Origin of the sequence: Mesorhizobium sp. M1142, assembly GCF_040318565.1 — a bacterium.
Lineage (GTDB): Bacteria > Pseudomonadota > Alphaproteobacteria > Rhizobiales > Rhizobiaceae > Mesorhizobium.
On record NZ_JAMYMK010000007.1, the window covers coordinates 170,462 to 185,266 of the forward strand.

Consider the following 14,805-nt stretch of genomic DNA (forward strand, 5'->3'; position numbering starts at 1 on the left):
AAAATTCCTGTTATCTCAAAGCTATATGCCGCTTGCCTGATTCAATCCGGCAACGCTGTGATTGCCCTGGTTCATGTCCTCGAGCCGGGCCTTTCGTTCCGCCAGCAGCCCGAGATAGTGCATGGCCACCATCGAGCCGGCAATTGCCGTTATATCGGCGTGATCATAGGCTGGCGCAACCTCGACGACGTCGGCGCCGACGATATCGACCTGGTTGATCTGGCGCAGCACCGACAGGATCTTTGCCGAAGACGGGCCTCCCGCGACCGGCGTTCCCGTGCCGGGCGCAAAAGCCGGATCCAGACAATCGATGTCGAAAGTGACGTAGGTCTTCTTGCCGCCCGTACGGTCGACGATGGCATAGGCGATGTCGGACGCCCGCATTTCCTCCACTTCATGGCCATATAGGATCTTGATGCCGAACGTGTCGGGCGCATGGGTGCGGATGCCGATCTGGATGGAGCGGTCGGGATCGATGATGCCCTCCTTGACCGCACGGCCGACGAAGGAGCCGTGATCGATGCGCTTGCCATCGTCGGGCCAGGTGTCCTGATGTGCGTCGAACTGCACCAGAGCCAACGGGCCGTGGATGGCGGCATGCGCCTTGAGCAGCGGCCAGGTGACGAAATGGTCGCCGCCGAGTGAAAGCAGAAAGGCGCCGGATTTCAAGATCTTTGCCGCTTCGCGCTCGATCGTGGCAGGCGTCTTCTGGTGATTGCCGCTGTCGAGCAGGCAATCGCCAAAATCGATCACAGCAAGCTGTTCGAACAGGTCGCGCGAAAACGGATATTGCGGATCGTTGTCGAGGATGGCCGAGGCGCGGCGAATCGCCTGCGGTCCGAAACGAGCGCCCGGCCGATTGGTGACCGCCGCATCGAAGGGAATGCCCCACACCACTACATCGGCGCCCTTCACGTCCTTCGAATACTTGCGCCGCATGAACGACAGCGCGCCGGCATAGGTCGGCTCGAACGACGCGCCTGTCCTGGAGCGGGTGGTGAAGGCGTGATCGATGGTCCTTGGCGGCATGAAGCGATCTCCTGTGCGTCGACGCGCAACCTTATTGGACATAATTCTCAGAATTGCGACCCCTGCGGAGGATCACGGCCATTCGATCCGGTCACAAATCCTTGCTCGCCAGGCGAACCCCGCATGGCCGGCCCGGAGATTGCCTGGTAAATAACCGAAAGTAGCCGCCAACGGCTGCTTCGGCCGGCATTGATCTGATTTTTCTGCGTTTGCGAAGCCGGCTTCGTTCACCTGCCTGTCACGGGCATCGCTTAACCGGGGTGCGATCCCGGTACGGAGCGATTCTCGTGCGAACGACTTGTCTCATGCGAACAATTTGGCTGAGCCTTCTGCTTTCCGCGGCGCTGGCGGTCTCCCTTGGCCAGGCATTGGCGGGTGAAACGCGCGCCAGGCAGATTCTCGACCGTTTCGAGCACGCCAACCAATGGCGCGACCATGTGATGGTGGCCGCGCACCGCGCCGGCGGCATGCAGGCCGGCAAGACGCTCTATCCCGAAAACTCGATCGCCGCCGTCGAGGCGTCGATCGCAATGGGCGCCGAAATCGTCGAGGTCGACATCAGGCGCTCGAAGGACGGAGAATTCGTCGTCATGCATGACAGCTGGCTTGACCGCACCACGACCTGCAAGGGCGAGGTGGTCAACCGCACATTGGCCGAACTCAAGACCTGCCGATTGGTGATCGAAGGCACCGGCGCCGTTACGGGCGAGACGGTCTCGACGTTGCGCGAGATGCTGGTGGCGACCAGGGACAGGATTCTCGTCAACCTCGACAACAAGCTCGACACCGGAAGCCTCGCCGGCATGGTCGCCGTCGCTCGCGATCTCGGCACGGCCGAACAGGTGATCGTCAAGGAGAACCTGTGGAATGCGGAGAGGATCGCCAGGGTCAAGGCTGCCATGGCCGAGATCGGTAGCGGCTTCCAGTTCATGCCGATCATCGCCGATGACGCGGTTCGCGACGCCATGTTTGCCGAGGAAGTCAGCCGGGCCTTCCCGATGCGCGCAGTCGAGATGATCAACTGGCGCATGGGATCAGAGACGCTGACGGAGACCGGCGGCCCGCTGTTCAGCTCGCGCATGCGCGCGCTGGCGGTGAGGGGCGACTGGCACATCTGGGCCGACACCTATGCCATCGTCAACAAGCCAGGCGGCTTCCTCGCCGGCGGTCGCGGCGACGAGCTGGCGGTTGCGGGCAGCCTGCCGCGCGAGACTTATGGCTTCTGGGTCGAGCGCGGCGCCACCATCATCCAGACTGACGAACCGAAGGCGGCCATCGGTTGGCTGGCGGCGAACGGTTTTCGCGTGCCCTACGCCGGTGAGAAGCGCCCGGCCGAGCCGGCGAATACGGCTAGCATTAACTAACGCCCGGCACGACCCGGAGCGATTGCGGCGCTACGCGTGAGCGGGGACATTGCCGGCGATACTGTCCAATTCCTCGATCGCATCTTCGGGCAACGCGAGATCGCCCGCGGCGAGGTTCTCCCTGAGATGCGCGACGGAAGACGTGCCTGGGATCAGAAGAATGTTGGGCGCGCGGCGAAGCAGCCAGGCGAGCGCGACCTGCATGGGCGTGGCGCCGAGGCGTGCGGCGACCTTGGACAAGGTCGACGACTGCAACGGATTGAAGCCGCCAAGCGGGAAGAACGGCACATAGGCGATGCCGTCGCGGGCGAGATCGTCAATCAAGGCATCGTCGCCCCGATGCGCCAGATTGTACTGATTCTGCACGCAGACGATCTTGCAAATCCTGCGGCCTTCGGCGATCTGCGCAGCGGTGACGTTGCTCAGCCCGATGTGGCGCACGAGGCCCTGTCGCTGAAGCTCGGCGAGCGTCGCAAGCGGCGCCTCGATCGACCCTTCGGCGGGGCCATGCGCGTCGAACATGATCCGAAGGTTGACCGCCTCCAGCACGTCGAGCCCGAGATTGTGCAAATTGTCGTGCACCGCCTGGGTGAGTTCTTGGGCCGAGAAGGCCGGCAGCCACGATCCGCCCTGGCCGCGCCTGGCGCCGATCTTGGTGACTATAAGGAGGTCGTCAGGATAGGGTGCGAGCGCTTCGCGGATCAACAGGTTGGTCACGTGCGGGCCATAGAAGTCGCTGGTGTCGATGTGGTTGACGCCTTGTGCAACGGCTTCGCGCAGCACGGCCAATGCCGCGTCGTGGTCCTTTGGTGGGCCGAAGACGCCGGGCCCTGCGAGCTGCATGGCGCCGTAGCCGAGCCGTCTGACTTTGCGGTCGCCGAAGATGAATGTGCCGGACTGGTCGATACTGGACATTGTCTTTCTCCTTCAGGAACGGTGCACAGATAGACGCTGTCCGATCTCATGATAATTGGGTACAATTCGCACGGGCTGTGCGGAATGACGAACAATGCAGATTGATCTCGGGGACCTGAACGCCTTCGTGGCCGTAGCGCGCGCCAAAGGTTTTCGGGATGCGGCACGCGCCAGCGGCGGCAGTGCGTCCGGCTTGAGCGAGGCGGTGCGGCGCCTGGAGACGCAGCTCGGTGTCAGGCTGCTCAACCGGACGACCCGCAGCGTTGTCCTAACGGAAGCCGGCGAAGGCCTGCTGGCGCGGCTCGGTCCTGCCTTGACCGAGGTGGAGTCGGCCGTCGACGTAGTGAACGGCTTTCGCGACAGGCCGGCAGGTACGTTGCGCCTCAATGTGCCGGTCAGCGCGGCGCGGCTGGTACTGCCCAGCATCGTTCCGCCTTTTCTCGCCGCCTATCCAGGCATCCGGTTGGAGGTGATCTCGGAGGAGAGCTTCGTCGATGTGCTGGCGGCGGGGTGCGACGCCGGCATTCGCTATGAGGAGCGGCTGGAGCAGGACATGATCGCTGTGCCGATCGGACCGCGCGTGCAGCGCTTCGCCACCGCCGCCAGCCCGGCCTACCTGGATCGTCATGGCCGGCCGCAACACCCGCGCGACCTGCTCAGCCACGCCTGCCTGCGCGGCCGCTTTGCCAGCCGTGCGATGCCGCCGTGGGAATTCGAGCGCGACGGCGAGGTGGTGCGGGTCGACCCGACGGGGCCGCTTCTCGTGACCCTGGGCGGGGCGACTGACCTCAAAGTCGATGCAGCCATCGCCGGCACGGGCATCATCAGCCTGTTCGAGGATTGGCTACGTCCTCACTTCGAGAGCGGAGCGCTCGAACCGCTGCTTGAACCCTGGTGGCAGAGCTTCTCCGGGCCGTTCCTTTACTATCCCGGCCGGCGCCTCGTGCCGGCGCCGTTGCGGGCGTTCATTGACTTCATCAAGGCGTCCGCCGGCCAGCCCTGACACCCGGAAGAGTCGCGCCCGAAAATAAGCGCGGCTCCCTTCCCTCAGGGTGACCCGCCACTACGCTTCGCGGCAGGTCTTGCTTGATCTATTTGACTGGGATCATCAGGTGCGCGTAGGGCGTGTCGGGGAACATGACGTATGGCTGTGTGGGGTTCGGCTCGTGGGGATACAAGGCCATCATGTCTGGTGCGTTCATGACCATCACGTGCGGACCATCATGCAGCCATTCGGCCCCCTCCGGCGGCTTGGTTGCAAAGGGGTCGGTATTGCTGGCCGCATCGCCTCCTTTTAGCATGTAGGCGAAACCAACTTTTCCTGCCGGCGGCTCCTTCTTGGACATGATCGCGTGCATCCACGCCATCCCGTTCTCATCCGTGCACATTGGGTCGTCGGCGGGAGTGCCCGGGTCGTCCGGGATGCAAGTGAAACCGTTGGTGCCCTTCCTCAACGTTTTCATCTCCCAATTCACGACGGCGGCGTTTTTGCCGACAGCCGCCGGTGCCGCTCTAATCGCATTCTCGATCAGCTGCTTGTCGCTTTTGTCGGCCGCAGGCGCGGCGAATGCCCAAGTGGCGGCGACAGCTGCTAGAAACACACTGCTGGAATGGATGCGCATTGCCTCCTCCTTCGCGAGCGTCGGGTTACCGGCGCGTCGCAACGTGCACAGCTCCCGCTCTGTGGAGTTGGCTGCTGCCCTGGGATATAGAACGCGCCGGTAATTAAGATACTGCTAATATTACGATAGGTCACCTGAAGATGCGGGACTGCTATGTCGACAAAGAAAAGGGGCTGCGAAATACGCAGCCCCTTTGAAAAAATCGATAGAAAACAGGTATCTGTTTAACGCTTCGAGAACTGGAAGGAGCGGCGGGCCTTCGCCTTGCCGTACTTCTTGCGCTCGACGACGCGGCTGTCGCGGGTCAGGAAGCCACCCTTCTTGAGCACGGCGCGCAGCGCCGGCTCGTAATAGGTCAGCGCCTTGGAGATGCCGTGGCGCACGGCACCGGCCTGGCCGGAAAGGCCGCCGCCGATGACGGTGGCAACGATGTCGTACTGGCCGGCGCGATTGGCGGCGATGATCGGCTGGTTAAGGATCATCTGCAGCACCGGGCGCGCGAAATATTCGGCGAACACCTTGTCGTTGACGACGATCTTGCCGGAGCCGGGCTTCACCCAGACGCGGGCGATGGCGTTCTTGCGCTTGCCGGTGGCATAGGCGCGGCCCGATTTGTCGAGCTTCTGGACATGGACGGGTGCGGCCGGCTGGGTGTTGGTATTGCCGGTGGCAGCTCCGAGTTCTGCGAGCGAGGAAAGCTCAGCCATCTTACGAAACCTTCTTGTTCTTGGCGTTCAGCTTGGCCACGTCGAGGACGACGGGCTGCTGGGCGACATGCGGATGTTCCGTGCCTGCATAGACGCGGAGGTTCTTCATCTGGCGACGGCCGAGCGGGCCACGCGGGATCATGCGTTCGACGGCCTTCTCGACGACACGCTCGGGGAAACGACCCTCGAGCAGCTGGCGCGCGGTGCGCTCCTTGACGCCGCCGGGGTGGCCGGTGTGCCAGTAATAGACCTTGTCGGTGAACTTCTTGCCGGTGAACACCACCTTGTCGGCATTGATGACGATGACGTTGTCGCCGTCGTCGACGTGCGGGGTGAAGGTGGGCTTGTGCTTGCCGCGAAGATGATTGGCGATGACAGTGGCGAGACGGCCGACGACGAGACCCTCGGCGTCGATCAGCACCCACTTCTTCACCACATCCGCAGGCTTCTGCGAAAAGGTTGCCATGAATTGTTGCTTTCGGTTCGGACCTTCAAAAGAAGGCGTTTCTTGTTGCTTGGATTGGCGAAAGGCGCTTGCCCGCCGCCAATAACAAAACGGCGGCCTTTGCGGGCCGCTGTTCCGTGAGGGCTTATAGGAGAGGACGGCGACTGCGTCAAGGCGCGTGAAATGTCAGCAAGCTATCAAAATCCAGCAAAAACAATGCCTTGGATGAAAGGTATTATTTTACCACACCATCAATCCGCTTTGGCGGGATCGAATAGGTGCCCGTTGCGTGCGCTACCGTGTGTCCCTCCGGGCCGGCGACGATGTCGATATCGAACACCATCAGGCTCTTGCCGAGCTTGAGGATGCGGCAATGGCCGTCGATAGGACCACCCTCGGCCTTGCGGACAAAATTGATGTTGAGACTGGTGGTGACCGAAAGCGCATCCGGCCCGGCATGCGAGAGCACGCAGACATAACCGCCTATGTCGGCCAGCGTGAACAGCGCCGAACCCGACACGGTGCCGCCGGGACGCAAATGGCGCTCGTCGGTATTGAGTCGCACGACACAGCCGCCTGGAAACACCTCCAACGCCTCGTAAAAGGTGAACTGGTCGTTGAGCTGCGGGAAAATGGTCGCCATCAGCGCATTGATTTCGGCGGCCGTCAGCACCGGCTTGAGATTGCTGTGGGCGGGCATTTCAGGCTCCCGGTTTGCGCCCTGCATGTATGAACGCGACGTGGCGTTTCTGGCAACAGCCATTCATTAGGGCAGAAGCGGACGAGGGAGTTGGACGAAGCGAGACGGCATACTAGATTAGTCCATCATCGATCCGGAATCGCGGAGGAACGATCTATGGCCGAAATCGTCGCCATCAAGCCTGCCGTTGCCGAAGGGCCGGTCGTCTCCAGGCTGGACAAGGGCGTGCTGCGCCTGACGCTCGCCAATCCGCCGGCCAATGCTCTTTCGCTTGCAGTGATGGCGGCGCTGACGGCGGAACTCGACCGCGCCAAGGCCGACAAATCCGTCCGCGTCATCGTCCTCGGGGCGGTCGGCAAGGTGTTCTGCGCCGGACACGACCTCAAGGAGTTGAGCGCGCACCGCGCCGATGCCGATCGCGGCAGGGGCTTCTTCGAAAAGACGTTTTCCGCCTGCGCTTCACTGATGCAGGCGATCGTTCGCCATCCTAAGCCGGTGATCGCCGAAGTCGACGGCCTGGCAACGGCGGCCGGATTGCAGCTGGTCGCCAGCTGCGACCTCGCCATCGCTTCGCACGAGGCGACCTTCTGCACGCCTGGCGTCAATATCGGACTGTTCTGCTCGACGCCGATGGTGGCGCTGTCGCGCAACGTCTCGCGCAAGCACGCCATGGAGATGCTTTTGACCGGCGAGACGATCGATGCGGCAACCGCCAAGGAATTCGGCTTGGTCAACCGCGTCGTGCCGCGCGAATATCTGAATCAGATTGTCACCAAATACGCGCAAACCATTGCGTCCAAATCCTCCCTGGTCGTCAAGATCGGCAAGGAAGCCTTTTATGAGCAGGCGGAAATGGGGCTCGCCGAGGCCTATGGTTACACCGGGCGCGTCATGGTCGAGAACATGCTGGCGCGCGACGCGGAAGAGGGCATCGGCGCCTTTATCGGCAAGCGCAAGCCGGAATGGCCGGAGGAATAGGAGGCGGATATGGAACCGCGCATCTCCATCATCACCATCGCGACGGACGATCTTGACCGCGCGGTGCGCTTCTACGAGGCGATGGGCCTGAAGCGCCATGCCGGGATCACCGAGGGCGTTGCCTTCTTCCAGATGGGCGGCGCCATTCTCGGCCTGTTCCCGCGGCAAAGCGCCGAAGAGGATTCGGGCGTGACCTTCAGCAAGGCACCTTCGGCCGTCTACCTTGCCTACAACACCCGCTCTGACGCCGAGGTCGACGAAGTGCTTGCGGCGGCTGAGAAGGCCGGCGGCAAGATCGTCAAGCCGGCCGGGCGCGCCTTCTGGGGCGGCTGGTACGGCTATTTCGCCGATGCGGACGGGCATGTCTGGGAAGTCGCGCACAATCCGGCTTTTCCGATCGCGGAAGACGGATCGATTTCGCTGCCGGGCTGACGACGTTCTCCCTGGCCCATTGCAAGCCACTTGCTCGGCTGTTGGCACCTCACTCCGAAGCGCTGTATGACGAGGCATGAACCACGACGCCTACGACAACGCCTATATCGCCGGCATCCTCAATTCGGTGAAGACCATCGCCATGGTCGGCGCATCGGCCAATGACGTGCGGCCGAGCTATTTCGTGCTGAAATATCTGCTCGGCAAAGGGTTTTCGGTGTTCCCGATCAATCCCGGCCAGGCTGGCAAGGTGATTCTGGGCCAGATGACCTATGCCAGACTCGCCGACGTTCCAGGACCTGTCGATATGGTCGACGTGTTTCGCGCTTCCGCTGCCGTGCCGGGCATTGTCGACGAGGTGTTGCGGCTCGATCCGCTGCCGAAGGTCATCTGGATGCAGCTTGGCATACGCCATGACGAGGCGGCCGCACGCGCCGAAGCCGCCGGCATCAAGGTGGTGATGAACCGTTGCCCCAAGATCGAATATGGCAAGCTGTCCGGCGAGATCGGCTGGACCGGCGTCAATTCAGGCGTGCTGTCGTCGAAGAAGCCGCTGATGCGGCCGGGGTTCCAGAGTTTCGGCGTTCGCCAGAAGTAGGTAAATGAATGGTGAATGGTGAATAGAAGGATTTTTCTGGAAGGCCGGCAAGGCGGCATATGAGCCGCTTGCAATCAGGGTGGGGCTGGCCGACTTTGCCATTCACCATTCACCATTCACCATTCACTATTCACCATTGAGGGAGGTTTTTCGATGGCCCGCACGCCCGGTTTCAACACGCTCGCCGTCCATGCCGGCGCCAAGCCGGATCCGGCGACCGGGGCGCGAGCGACTCCAATCTACCAGACCACCTCCTTCGTCTTCGACGATGCCGACCATGCCGCCTCGCTGTTCGGGCTGAAGGCGTTCGGCAACATCTACACCCGCATCATGAACCCGACCCAGGCGGTGCTGGAAGAGCGCATCGCGGCACTCGAAGGCGGCACGGCAGGCCTTGCGGTCGCCTCCGGCCATGCCGCGCAGGTGCTGGTCTTCCACAATCTGATGCAGCCCGGCGACAATTTCGTTTCAGCGACAAAGCTTTACGGCGGCTCGATCAACCAGTTCGGTCATGCCTTCAAAAATTTCGGCTGGCAGGTGCGCTGGGCCGACACCAATGACATCTCGAGCTTCGAGAGCCAGATCGACGACAGGACCAAGGCAATCTTCATCGAAAGCCTGGCCAATCCGGGCGGCGTCTTCGTCGACATCGAGAAGATCGGCGACATTGCCCGCAAGCACGGCCTGCCGCTGATCGTCGACAACACACTGGCCTCGCCCTATCTGCTGCGGCCGATCGAGCATGGCGCCGACATCGTCGTGCATTCGCTGACCAAGTTCATCGGCGGTCACGGCAATTCCATCGGCGGCGCCATCGTCGACGGCGGCACCTTCGACTGGTCGAAGTCGGGCAAATATCCGATGCTGTCGGAGCCGCGCCCCGAATATGGCGGCCTGGTCCTGCACGAAACCTTCGGTAATTTCGCCTTCGCCATTGCCGCCCGCGTGCTCGGGCTGCGCGATATCGGCGCGGCGATTTCGCCGTTCAATGCATTCCTTATCCTGACTGGCCTGGAAACCTTGCCGCTGAGGATGCAGCGCCACTGCGACAATGCGGCCGCAGTCGCCGGGTGGCTTTCCAACCATCCCAAGGTCGCCTGGGTGTCCTATCCCGGCCTGCCCGGCGACAAGAACAATGCGCTGCAGAAGAAGTACTCGCCGCTTGGCGCCGGCGCGGTATTCACCTTTGGGTTGAAGGGCGGCTATGCGGCGGGCATCAAATTCGTCGAAGCGCTCGAATTGTTCTCGCACCTGGCCAATGTCGGCGACACCAAGTCGCTGGTCATCCACCCGGCATCGACCACGCATCGCCAGCTTTCCGACGAGCAGAAGATCAACGCGGGGGCAGGGCCGGACACGGTCAGGCTTTCGGTCGGTATCGAGGACGTCAACGACATCGTCGCCGATCTGGAACAGGCTCTCGCCAAGGTTTGATCGCCATGACCCCGCCGAAATTTCTTTCCGTCGGCGTCGACACCGTCGAACCGGAACTTGGCGCGCCGGCGCCGGATCGCCTGATTTCGGGCGATCCGAAATTCCGCACCTGGAATGTCGAGGAACAGGACGGCGGCCTTTATGTCGGCGTCTGGGAAGCGACGTCAGGCAAATGGCGCATCGAATATGATGAGTGGGAGTTCTGCCACATCCTGTCAGGGGTTTCGGTGATCGCCGAAGACGGCGGCGATGCGCGCACTGTCAGGGCAGGCGACAGCTTCGTGCTGAGGCCAGGCTTTAAGGGCAGCTGGGAAGTGTTTGAAACGACTCGCAAGGAGTATGTGATCAAGCTTTAATCACCCCTGCGGCTGAGCCTGCCGGACGAATGCTCAAAAGCGCACGGCGAGCGTTTCCAGCCCATGGAAATGATAGGTGTCGCGCAAGCGCGGCTGTTCGGCAAGATGCAACTGCGGTAGCCGGTCGAACAGGGTTTTCAGCGACACCTGCAATTCGAGCCGGGCGAGCGGCGCGCCGATGCAGAAATGAATGCCGGCGCCGAACGATACGTTCTTCTGGTCGGCGCGGCCCGGCCTGAAGGCGAAGGGCTCGGCAAAGGCCACCGGGTCGTGATTGGCCATGCCGAGCAGCAGACCGATCGTTTCGCCCGGCTGGACGACGATACCAGGCCCGGCCTCGACCTTCTGATAGGCGTAGCGCGTGAACATGTGCAGCGGCGCGTCGAAGCGCAGGCACTCTTCGACCGTCGCGGCTGTTGCTTCCGACGAGGTGAAGAAGCGGCGTGGATCGCCGCCTTGTGCGAGGATCGACCGCACCGCATTGCCGGTCTGGTGGACAGTTGCCTCATGGCCGGCATTGAGCAAAAGGATGGCCGAGGATACCAGCTCGTCCTCCGACAGTTTCTGGCCGTCCTCCTGCGCCGCAATCAGCAGCGACAGAAGATCGTCGCCCGGCCTCTTTCGCCGCTCGGCGACGTAGCCACGCAAAAAATGCGAAAAGTCCCGCGCCGCGCGATTGGCCGTCTCTTCGGTCTCGCGGGTGCGGCCGTGCATGTACATGGCGACCATCCGATGCGACCAGTCGAGCAGCTGCGGCCCCATATCGACCGGCACGCCGAGCATCTCGGCAATGATGGTGATCGGCAAGGGAGCGGCGAGCGCCGGCAGCAGGTCGACTTCTCCTGGTTCGAAGCGGTCGATCAGTTCGTTGGCCAGCGCCTCGACACGCGGCCTGAGCCGCTCGATCTGGCGCGAGACGAAGGCGCGGTTGACCAGCGTTCTGAGCCGTGTGTGGACGGGCGGCTCCAGCTCCAGCATCGAATTGGCCTCGACGCCGTCGAAGGCGCTGAGATGCGCGCGGTCCTGGCCGATGCCCCGGCTGTCCGGAATGCCGGCCGGGTTCTGGCGGCCGAAGCGGCGATCGCGCAACAGACGGTTGACGTCGTCGAGGCCGCCAAAGCACCAGAAACCAAATTCTTCCCAGACGAAGGCGTTCGATGCGCCGTGCAGGAAGGCATAGGCTTCGTAAGGGTTCTGGAAAAAAGCCGGCTCGTGCGGATCGAGCCGCAGGCGGCGGGAGGCTGGATCAAAGGCAAGATAGGGCGTCTTCAATTCGGTCATGCCAGATCATTAGCGCGGCTTGCCAGTCTGGTGCCAGACCGTATGTTGGCCCTCCCGTGAGGTGAGCCGCCGAAGCGGTTGCGGAAGGACGGTTTTCATGAATGTGATCGTAGTCGGTGCAGGCATTGCCGGGCTTTCCACGGCCTGGTCGCTGGTCAAGGCCGGGCACCTCGTCTCGATCGTCGAGCAGGGACCGATCCCCAATCCGCTCGCCGCCTCCGGCGACCATCATCGCATCATCCGCCGCGCCTACCGGGCCGGAACGGGCTACGGCCGGCTGATCACCGAAGCCTATGAAGCCTGGGATGAGATGTGGGCCGATCTCGGTGAAAGCCATCTCGATCCGCGCGGCTTCATCTGCATTTCGCGCGAGCCGGGAGATGAGGCGGAGGAATACCGCGAGGGCATGGAAGCGGGAAATTATCCGTTCGAATTGGTCGAGCCGGACGCCGCGGTCGAACGCTGGCCGTTCCTAGAACCTGGTTCATTCCGCTATGCATATTTTTCGCCGGACGGCGGCGCGCTGCACTGCCGCAAGATCGCTTCGGGTCTCGCCAGGTGGCTGCGCGCGAACGGCGCCAATGTCTACGAAAACAGCAAGGTCGCCGAGATCGACGCCGACGCCGGACAGGTCGTGCTTGCGAGCGGCGAAACGATGCAGGCCGACTGGATCGTCGTCGCTGCCGGCGCCTGGGTCCTGAAACTGTTCCCGGAACTGGACGGCGAACTGAAAACCTGGCGCACCGCGCTCGCCTATGTCGAACCGCCGGCGGATTTGAAAGAAACGTGGCAGGCAGCGCCGGTCGTCCTCAACGTCGGCGGCACCATCGACGGCTACGCAATTCCGCCGACAGGTGGCGCCGGCATGAAATTCGGCTCGGGCCTGCACAGGGTGCCGACCAGCGATGCCGACTGGAACCGCCAGCCGGTGCCGGGCGAGGGTGAGGCGATCCGCAACCTGTTTTCGCCGCCGATTGCCCGGATCGAGGAGTACAGGGTCACCGAAGTGGTCACCTGCGCCTACACCTTCACCGTCGACGAGAGATTCCTGGCCCACCGGAAAGGCAAATGCCTGGTCGTCTCGGCCTGCTCCGGCCACGGCTACAAGTTCGGCGCGGCTGTTGGCAGAAGGGTTGCGGCCTGCGTCGGCAATGACGATGTCGACGGCCTGAAGAAATGGCTCAGGGCCGAGGCGCCCTGAGCGCCTAGTATCGGCAATGCCTCGGAATATGCACTCGCCGCCAGCTCGACGAACCCTCCCTGACCACCAAGCGGCGAGCCACTGTCTGATACGACGCCGGAATGTCGATGATGCGCCGCTGCTCCGGCCGCACCAGAACCTCTTCGGCGACGCTCTCGTATTCGGCGGGGAGGACAACGCGCCGCCGGCGTTCCGGCTCAACCACGACGATTTCGGCCACGCGTTCATAGCGCGCCTTGTGCCTGACCTTGCACAGCACCTTGCGGCCATTGATGATGCGCCATTCCCAGGAATAGCCGCCGTCAGCAACCTTCACGGAGCGGTAGATGGTGCGGGTGATGGCGGGCACGATCTCGTAGCTGACACGCACCGGCGCGATCTGCACCACGCGCTCGCGCGTTCCGTAGATTGGCGCCTCGTATTCCACCTGCTGGCCGGCTGGGCTGACGAGCACGTCCTCATAGACCGTGTCGTAGACGGCCGGCCGGTTGACCTGCTCGTAGCATTCGACCGCGCGTCCGCCGGCAGCCGTTTCGGACGCCATGCCGAGAACGGTAATGCCGGTAAGGGCCAAGGAAGCAGCTTTCCTGATCATCGCACTCCCCCTGTTTGAACTGCATGAAGCGAGTTCAACGTTGAATTGTAGGGTAAGCCGTGGCTGGAAAAAGCGGTTTCACCACTTTTCGTTAAGCGATGCGGTTAAGAAAACGCTAAACGCCGGCCAGGCATGAGCGCCCTTCCGACGGCAGGAGAGGGCTGCCGGCACGGCGACGGGCGAAACTTGCTTTGGAAAGCTTGATTCGACTTAACCGGATGGCTAGGAGAGGCGGCCTTGCGCTAGGGTGAGCCGGCATCCTATTTACACAATAACGATCCAGAACCGATTCTGCCCGATTGCAAATCTCCGGCGCCGGAATCCCATCCTCAAAAAGGGATAGTCCATGAAGAACCCCGTCGAAACCTACATGAACCTCGTTCCGATGGTGGTCGAACAGACCAATCGCGGCGAGCGGGCCTACGACATTTTCTCGCGGCTCCTCAAGGAGCGCATCATTTTCATCACCGGCCCGGTCGAGGACGGCATGGCGACGCTGGTCTGCGCGCAACTGCTGTTCCTCGAAGCGGAGAATCCGAAGAAAGAAATCAACCTCTATATCAACTCGCCCGGCGGCGTCGTCACCTCCGGCATGGCGATCTACGATACCATGCAGTTCATCAAGCCCGCCGTGTCGACGCTCTGCATCGGCCAGGCCGCATCGATGGGTTCGCTGCTCCTGACTGCCGGCCACAAGGACATGCGCTTTGCTACGCCGAATGCCCGCATCATGGTCCACCAGCCTTCCGGCGGCTTCCAGGGCCAGGCCTCCGACATCGAGCGCCATGCCCAGGATATCATCAAGCTGAAGCGCCGCCTCAACGAGGTTTACGTCAAGCACACCGGCAAGAGCTACGATGAGATTGAAAGAACGCTCGACCGTGACCATTTCATGACTGCCGACGAGGCCAGGGATTTCGGCCTCATCGACAAGGTCATTTCGTCACGTGAGCCGGTCGAAGGTATTGCCTTATAGTCCCGCGGTGGCCCCTGCGGTGGCAATGAGTGGCGGGATTACGCGCTTTTGGCGCAGCTTGCGGCATTTCGGCCACAATTGGCTGTTCCCTCGACGGGTGCAATTGCCTACGTTAAGGCTATGTTGATTTTCGACGGCTTAGCTTTGCGTGGGGTTGTTCGAATCATTGCCC

17 protein-coding genes are annotated in these 14,805 nt (G+C 62.4%); 9 read left to right on the forward strand and 8 right to left on the reverse strand.

What is annotated here, in order from left to right; translation table 11 throughout:
• Positions 1-21: 21 nt before the first annotated feature.
• On the reverse strand, positions 22-1,029 hold the full coding sequence (gene speB / locus NKH42_RS14210; protein WP_352703104.1) for an agmatinase: 1,008 nt from the start codon (positions 1,027-1,029) through the stop codon (positions 22-24).
• Positions 1,030-1,334: 305 nt separating this feature from the next.
• Between speB and NKH42_RS14215 the strand changes: the two genes are divergently transcribed.
• On the forward strand, positions 1,335-2,393 hold the full coding sequence (locus tag NKH42_RS14215; protein WP_352751597.1) for a glycerophosphodiester phosphodiesterase family protein: 1,059 nt from the start codon (positions 1,335-1,337) through the stop codon (positions 2,391-2,393).
• A gap of 30 nt (positions 2,394-2,423) precedes the next feature.
• Here NKH42_RS14215 and NKH42_RS14220 read toward each other — a convergent pair whose 3' ends face one another.
• Positions 2,424-3,308: an aldo/keto reductase family oxidoreductase gene (locus NKH42_RS14220; RefSeq protein ID WP_352751596.1), complete on the reverse strand. Its 885-nt coding sequence runs from the start codon at positions 3,306-3,308 to the stop codon at positions 2,424-2,426.
• A gap of 94 nt (positions 3,309-3,402) precedes the next feature.
• Between NKH42_RS14220 and NKH42_RS14225 the strand changes: the two genes are divergently transcribed.
• The gene (locus tag NKH42_RS14225; RefSeq protein WP_352703097.1) at positions 3,403-4,311 is read left to right on the forward strand and encodes a LysR family transcriptional regulator; all 909 of its coding nucleotides are present in this window, start codon (positions 3,403-3,405) and stop codon (positions 4,309-4,311) included.
• Positions 4,312-4,399: 88 nt separating this feature from the next.
• On the opposite strand, the gene NKH42_RS14230 is transcribed toward NKH42_RS14225, so the two are convergent.
• The 4 genes from NKH42_RS14230 to NKH42_RS14245 form a co-directional block, all read right to left on the reverse strand.
• Positions 4,400-4,930, reverse strand: a complete 531-nt coding sequence (locus NKH42_RS14230; protein WP_352703095.1) for a hypothetical protein — start codon at positions 4,928-4,930, stop codon at positions 4,400-4,402.
• 224 nt (positions 4,931-5,154) lie between these two features.
• Positions 5,155-5,637, reverse strand: coding sequence for a 30S ribosomal protein S9 (rpsI, locus tag NKH42_RS14235; protein WP_023674644.1), 483 nt, complete (start codon positions 5,635-5,637; stop codon positions 5,155-5,157).
• A 1-nt stretch (position 5,638) separates the two neighbouring features.
• The gene (gene rplM / locus NKH42_RS14240) at positions 5,639-6,103 is read right to left on the reverse strand and encodes a 50S ribosomal protein L13 (RefSeq protein WP_023674645.1); all 465 of its coding nucleotides are present in this window, start codon (positions 6,101-6,103) and stop codon (positions 5,639-5,641) included.
• Between the two features lie 214 nt (positions 6,104-6,317).
• Positions 6,318-6,782 (reverse strand): PaaI family thioesterase, encoded by a 465-nt coding sequence (locus NKH42_RS14245; RefSeq protein WP_352751594.1) that lies wholly within the window; start codon positions 6,780-6,782, stop codon positions 6,318-6,320.
• Between the two features lie 156 nt (positions 6,783-6,938).
• Here NKH42_RS14245 and NKH42_RS14250 point away from each other — a divergent pair, with 156 nt between their 5' ends.
• The 5 genes from NKH42_RS14250 (at position 6,939) to NKH42_RS14270 (ending at position 10,580) form a co-directional block, all read left to right on the forward strand.
• The gene (locus NKH42_RS14250) at positions 6,939-7,760 is read left to right on the forward strand and encodes an enoyl-CoA hydratase (protein ID WP_352737998.1); all 822 of its coding nucleotides are present in this window, start codon (positions 6,939-6,941) and stop codon (positions 7,758-7,760) included.
• A 9-nt stretch (positions 7,761-7,769) separates the two neighbouring features.
• Positions 7,770-8,192, forward strand: a complete 423-nt coding sequence (locus NKH42_RS14255) for a VOC family protein (RefSeq protein WP_352702557.1) — start codon at positions 7,770-7,772, stop codon at positions 8,190-8,192.
• A 76-nt stretch (positions 8,193-8,268) separates the two neighbouring features.
• Positions 8,269-8,790, forward strand: a complete 522-nt coding sequence (locus tag NKH42_RS14260) for a CoA-binding protein (RefSeq protein ID WP_352738000.1) — start codon at positions 8,269-8,271, stop codon at positions 8,788-8,790.
• 153 nt (positions 8,791-8,943) lie between these two features.
• A complete protein-coding gene (locus tag NKH42_RS14265; RefSeq protein ID WP_352738002.1) occupies positions 8,944-10,224 on the forward strand; it encodes an O-acetylhomoserine aminocarboxypropyltransferase in 1,281 nt (426 codons plus the stop codon).
• Between the two features lie 5 nt (positions 10,225-10,229).
• On the forward strand, positions 10,230-10,580 hold the full coding sequence (locus tag NKH42_RS14270) for a cupin domain-containing protein (RefSeq protein ID WP_352738004.1): 351 nt from the start codon (positions 10,230-10,232) through the stop codon (positions 10,578-10,580).
• Between the two features lie 33 nt (positions 10,581-10,613).
• Here the strand turns inward: NKH42_RS14270 and NKH42_RS14275 are convergent, their stop codons facing one another.
• Positions 10,614-11,861, reverse strand: coding sequence for a cytochrome P450 (locus NKH42_RS14275; protein ID WP_352751593.1), 1,248 nt, complete (start codon positions 11,859-11,861; stop codon positions 10,614-10,616).
• Positions 11,862-11,958: 97 nt separating this feature from the next.
• On the opposite strand from NKH42_RS14275, the gene NKH42_RS14280 reads away from it, so the two are divergent.
• Entirely contained in the window at positions 11,959-13,062 is a 1,104-nt protein-coding gene (locus NKH42_RS14280) for an NAD(P)/FAD-dependent oxidoreductase (RefSeq protein WP_352754335.1), read from the forward strand.
• A gap of 4 nt (positions 13,063-13,066) precedes the next feature.
• On the opposite strand, the gene NKH42_RS14285 is transcribed toward NKH42_RS14280, so the two are convergent.
• Complete coding sequence (locus tag NKH42_RS14285) at positions 13,067-13,657, reverse strand: hypothetical protein (RefSeq protein ID WP_352738007.1); 591 nt, start codon at positions 13,655-13,657, stop codon at positions 13,067-13,069.
• Positions 13,658-14,003: 346 nt separating this feature from the next.
• On the opposite strand from NKH42_RS14285, the gene NKH42_RS14290 reads away from it, so the two are divergent.
• A complete protein-coding gene (locus NKH42_RS14290; RefSeq protein ID WP_254817601.1) occupies positions 14,004-14,633 on the forward strand; it encodes an ATP-dependent Clp protease proteolytic subunit in 630 nt (209 codons plus the stop codon).
• Positions 14,634-14,805 lie beyond the last annotated feature (172 nt).

Excerpts from the sequence above, each read along its gene's own strand:
- speB (WP_352703104.1), bottom strand. The coding sequence starts at position 1,029 with ATGCCGCCAAGGACCATCGATCACGCCTTCACCACCCGCTCCAGGACA.
- NKH42_RS14215 (WP_352751597.1), top strand. The coding sequence starts at position 1,335 with ATGCGAACAATTTGGCTGAGCCTTCTGCTTTCCGCGGCGCTGGCGGTC.
- NKH42_RS14220 (WP_352751596.1), bottom strand. The coding sequence starts at position 3,308 with ATGTCCAGTATCGACCAGTCCGGCACATTCATCTTCGGCGACCGCAAA.
- NKH42_RS14225 (WP_352703097.1), top strand. The coding sequence starts at position 3,403 with ATGCAGATTGATCTCGGGGACCTGAACGCCTTCGTGGCCGTAGCGCGC.
- NKH42_RS14230 (WP_352703095.1), bottom strand. The coding sequence starts at position 4,930 with ATGCGCATCCATTCCAGCAGTGTGTTTCTAGCAGCTGTCGCCGCCACT.
- rpsI (WP_023674644.1), bottom strand. The coding sequence starts at position 5,637 with ATGGCTGAGCTTTCCTCGCTCGCAGAACTCGGAGCTGCCACCGGCAAT.
- rplM (WP_023674645.1), bottom strand. The coding sequence starts at position 6,103 with ATGGCAACCTTTTCGCAGAAGCCTGCGGATGTGGTGAAGAAGTGGGTG.
- NKH42_RS14245 (WP_352751594.1), bottom strand. The coding sequence starts at position 6,782 with ATGCCCGCCCACAGCAATCTCAAGCCGGTGCTGACGGCCGCCGAAATC.
- NKH42_RS14250 (WP_352737998.1), top strand. The coding sequence starts at position 6,939 with ATGGCCGAAATCGTCGCCATCAAGCCTGCCGTTGCCGAAGGGCCGGTC.
- NKH42_RS14255 (WP_352702557.1), top strand. The coding sequence starts at position 7,770 with ATGGAACCGCGCATCTCCATCATCACCATCGCGACGGACGATCTTGAC.
- NKH42_RS14260 (WP_352738000.1), top strand. The coding sequence starts at position 8,269 with ATGAACCACGACGCCTACGACAACGCCTATATCGCCGGCATCCTCAAT.
- NKH42_RS14265 (WP_352738002.1), top strand. The coding sequence starts at position 8,944 with ATGGCCCGCACGCCCGGTTTCAACACGCTCGCCGTCCATGCCGGCGCC.
- NKH42_RS14270 (WP_352738004.1), top strand. The coding sequence starts at position 10,230 with ATGACCCCGCCGAAATTTCTTTCCGTCGGCGTCGACACCGTCGAACCG.
- NKH42_RS14275 (WP_352751593.1), bottom strand. The coding sequence starts at position 11,861 with ATGACCGAATTGAAGACGCCCTATCTTGCCTTTGATCCAGCCTCCCGC.
- NKH42_RS14280 (WP_352754335.1), top strand. The coding sequence starts at position 11,959 with ATGAATGTGATCGTAGTCGGTGCAGGCATTGCCGGGCTTTCCACGGCC.
- NKH42_RS14285 (WP_352738007.1), bottom strand. The coding sequence starts at position 13,657 with ATGATCAGGAAAGCTGCTTCCTTGGCCCTTACCGGCATTACCGTTCTC.
- NKH42_RS14290 (WP_254817601.1), top strand. The coding sequence starts at position 14,004 with ATGAAGAACCCCGTCGAAACCTACATGAACCTCGTTCCGATGGTGGTC.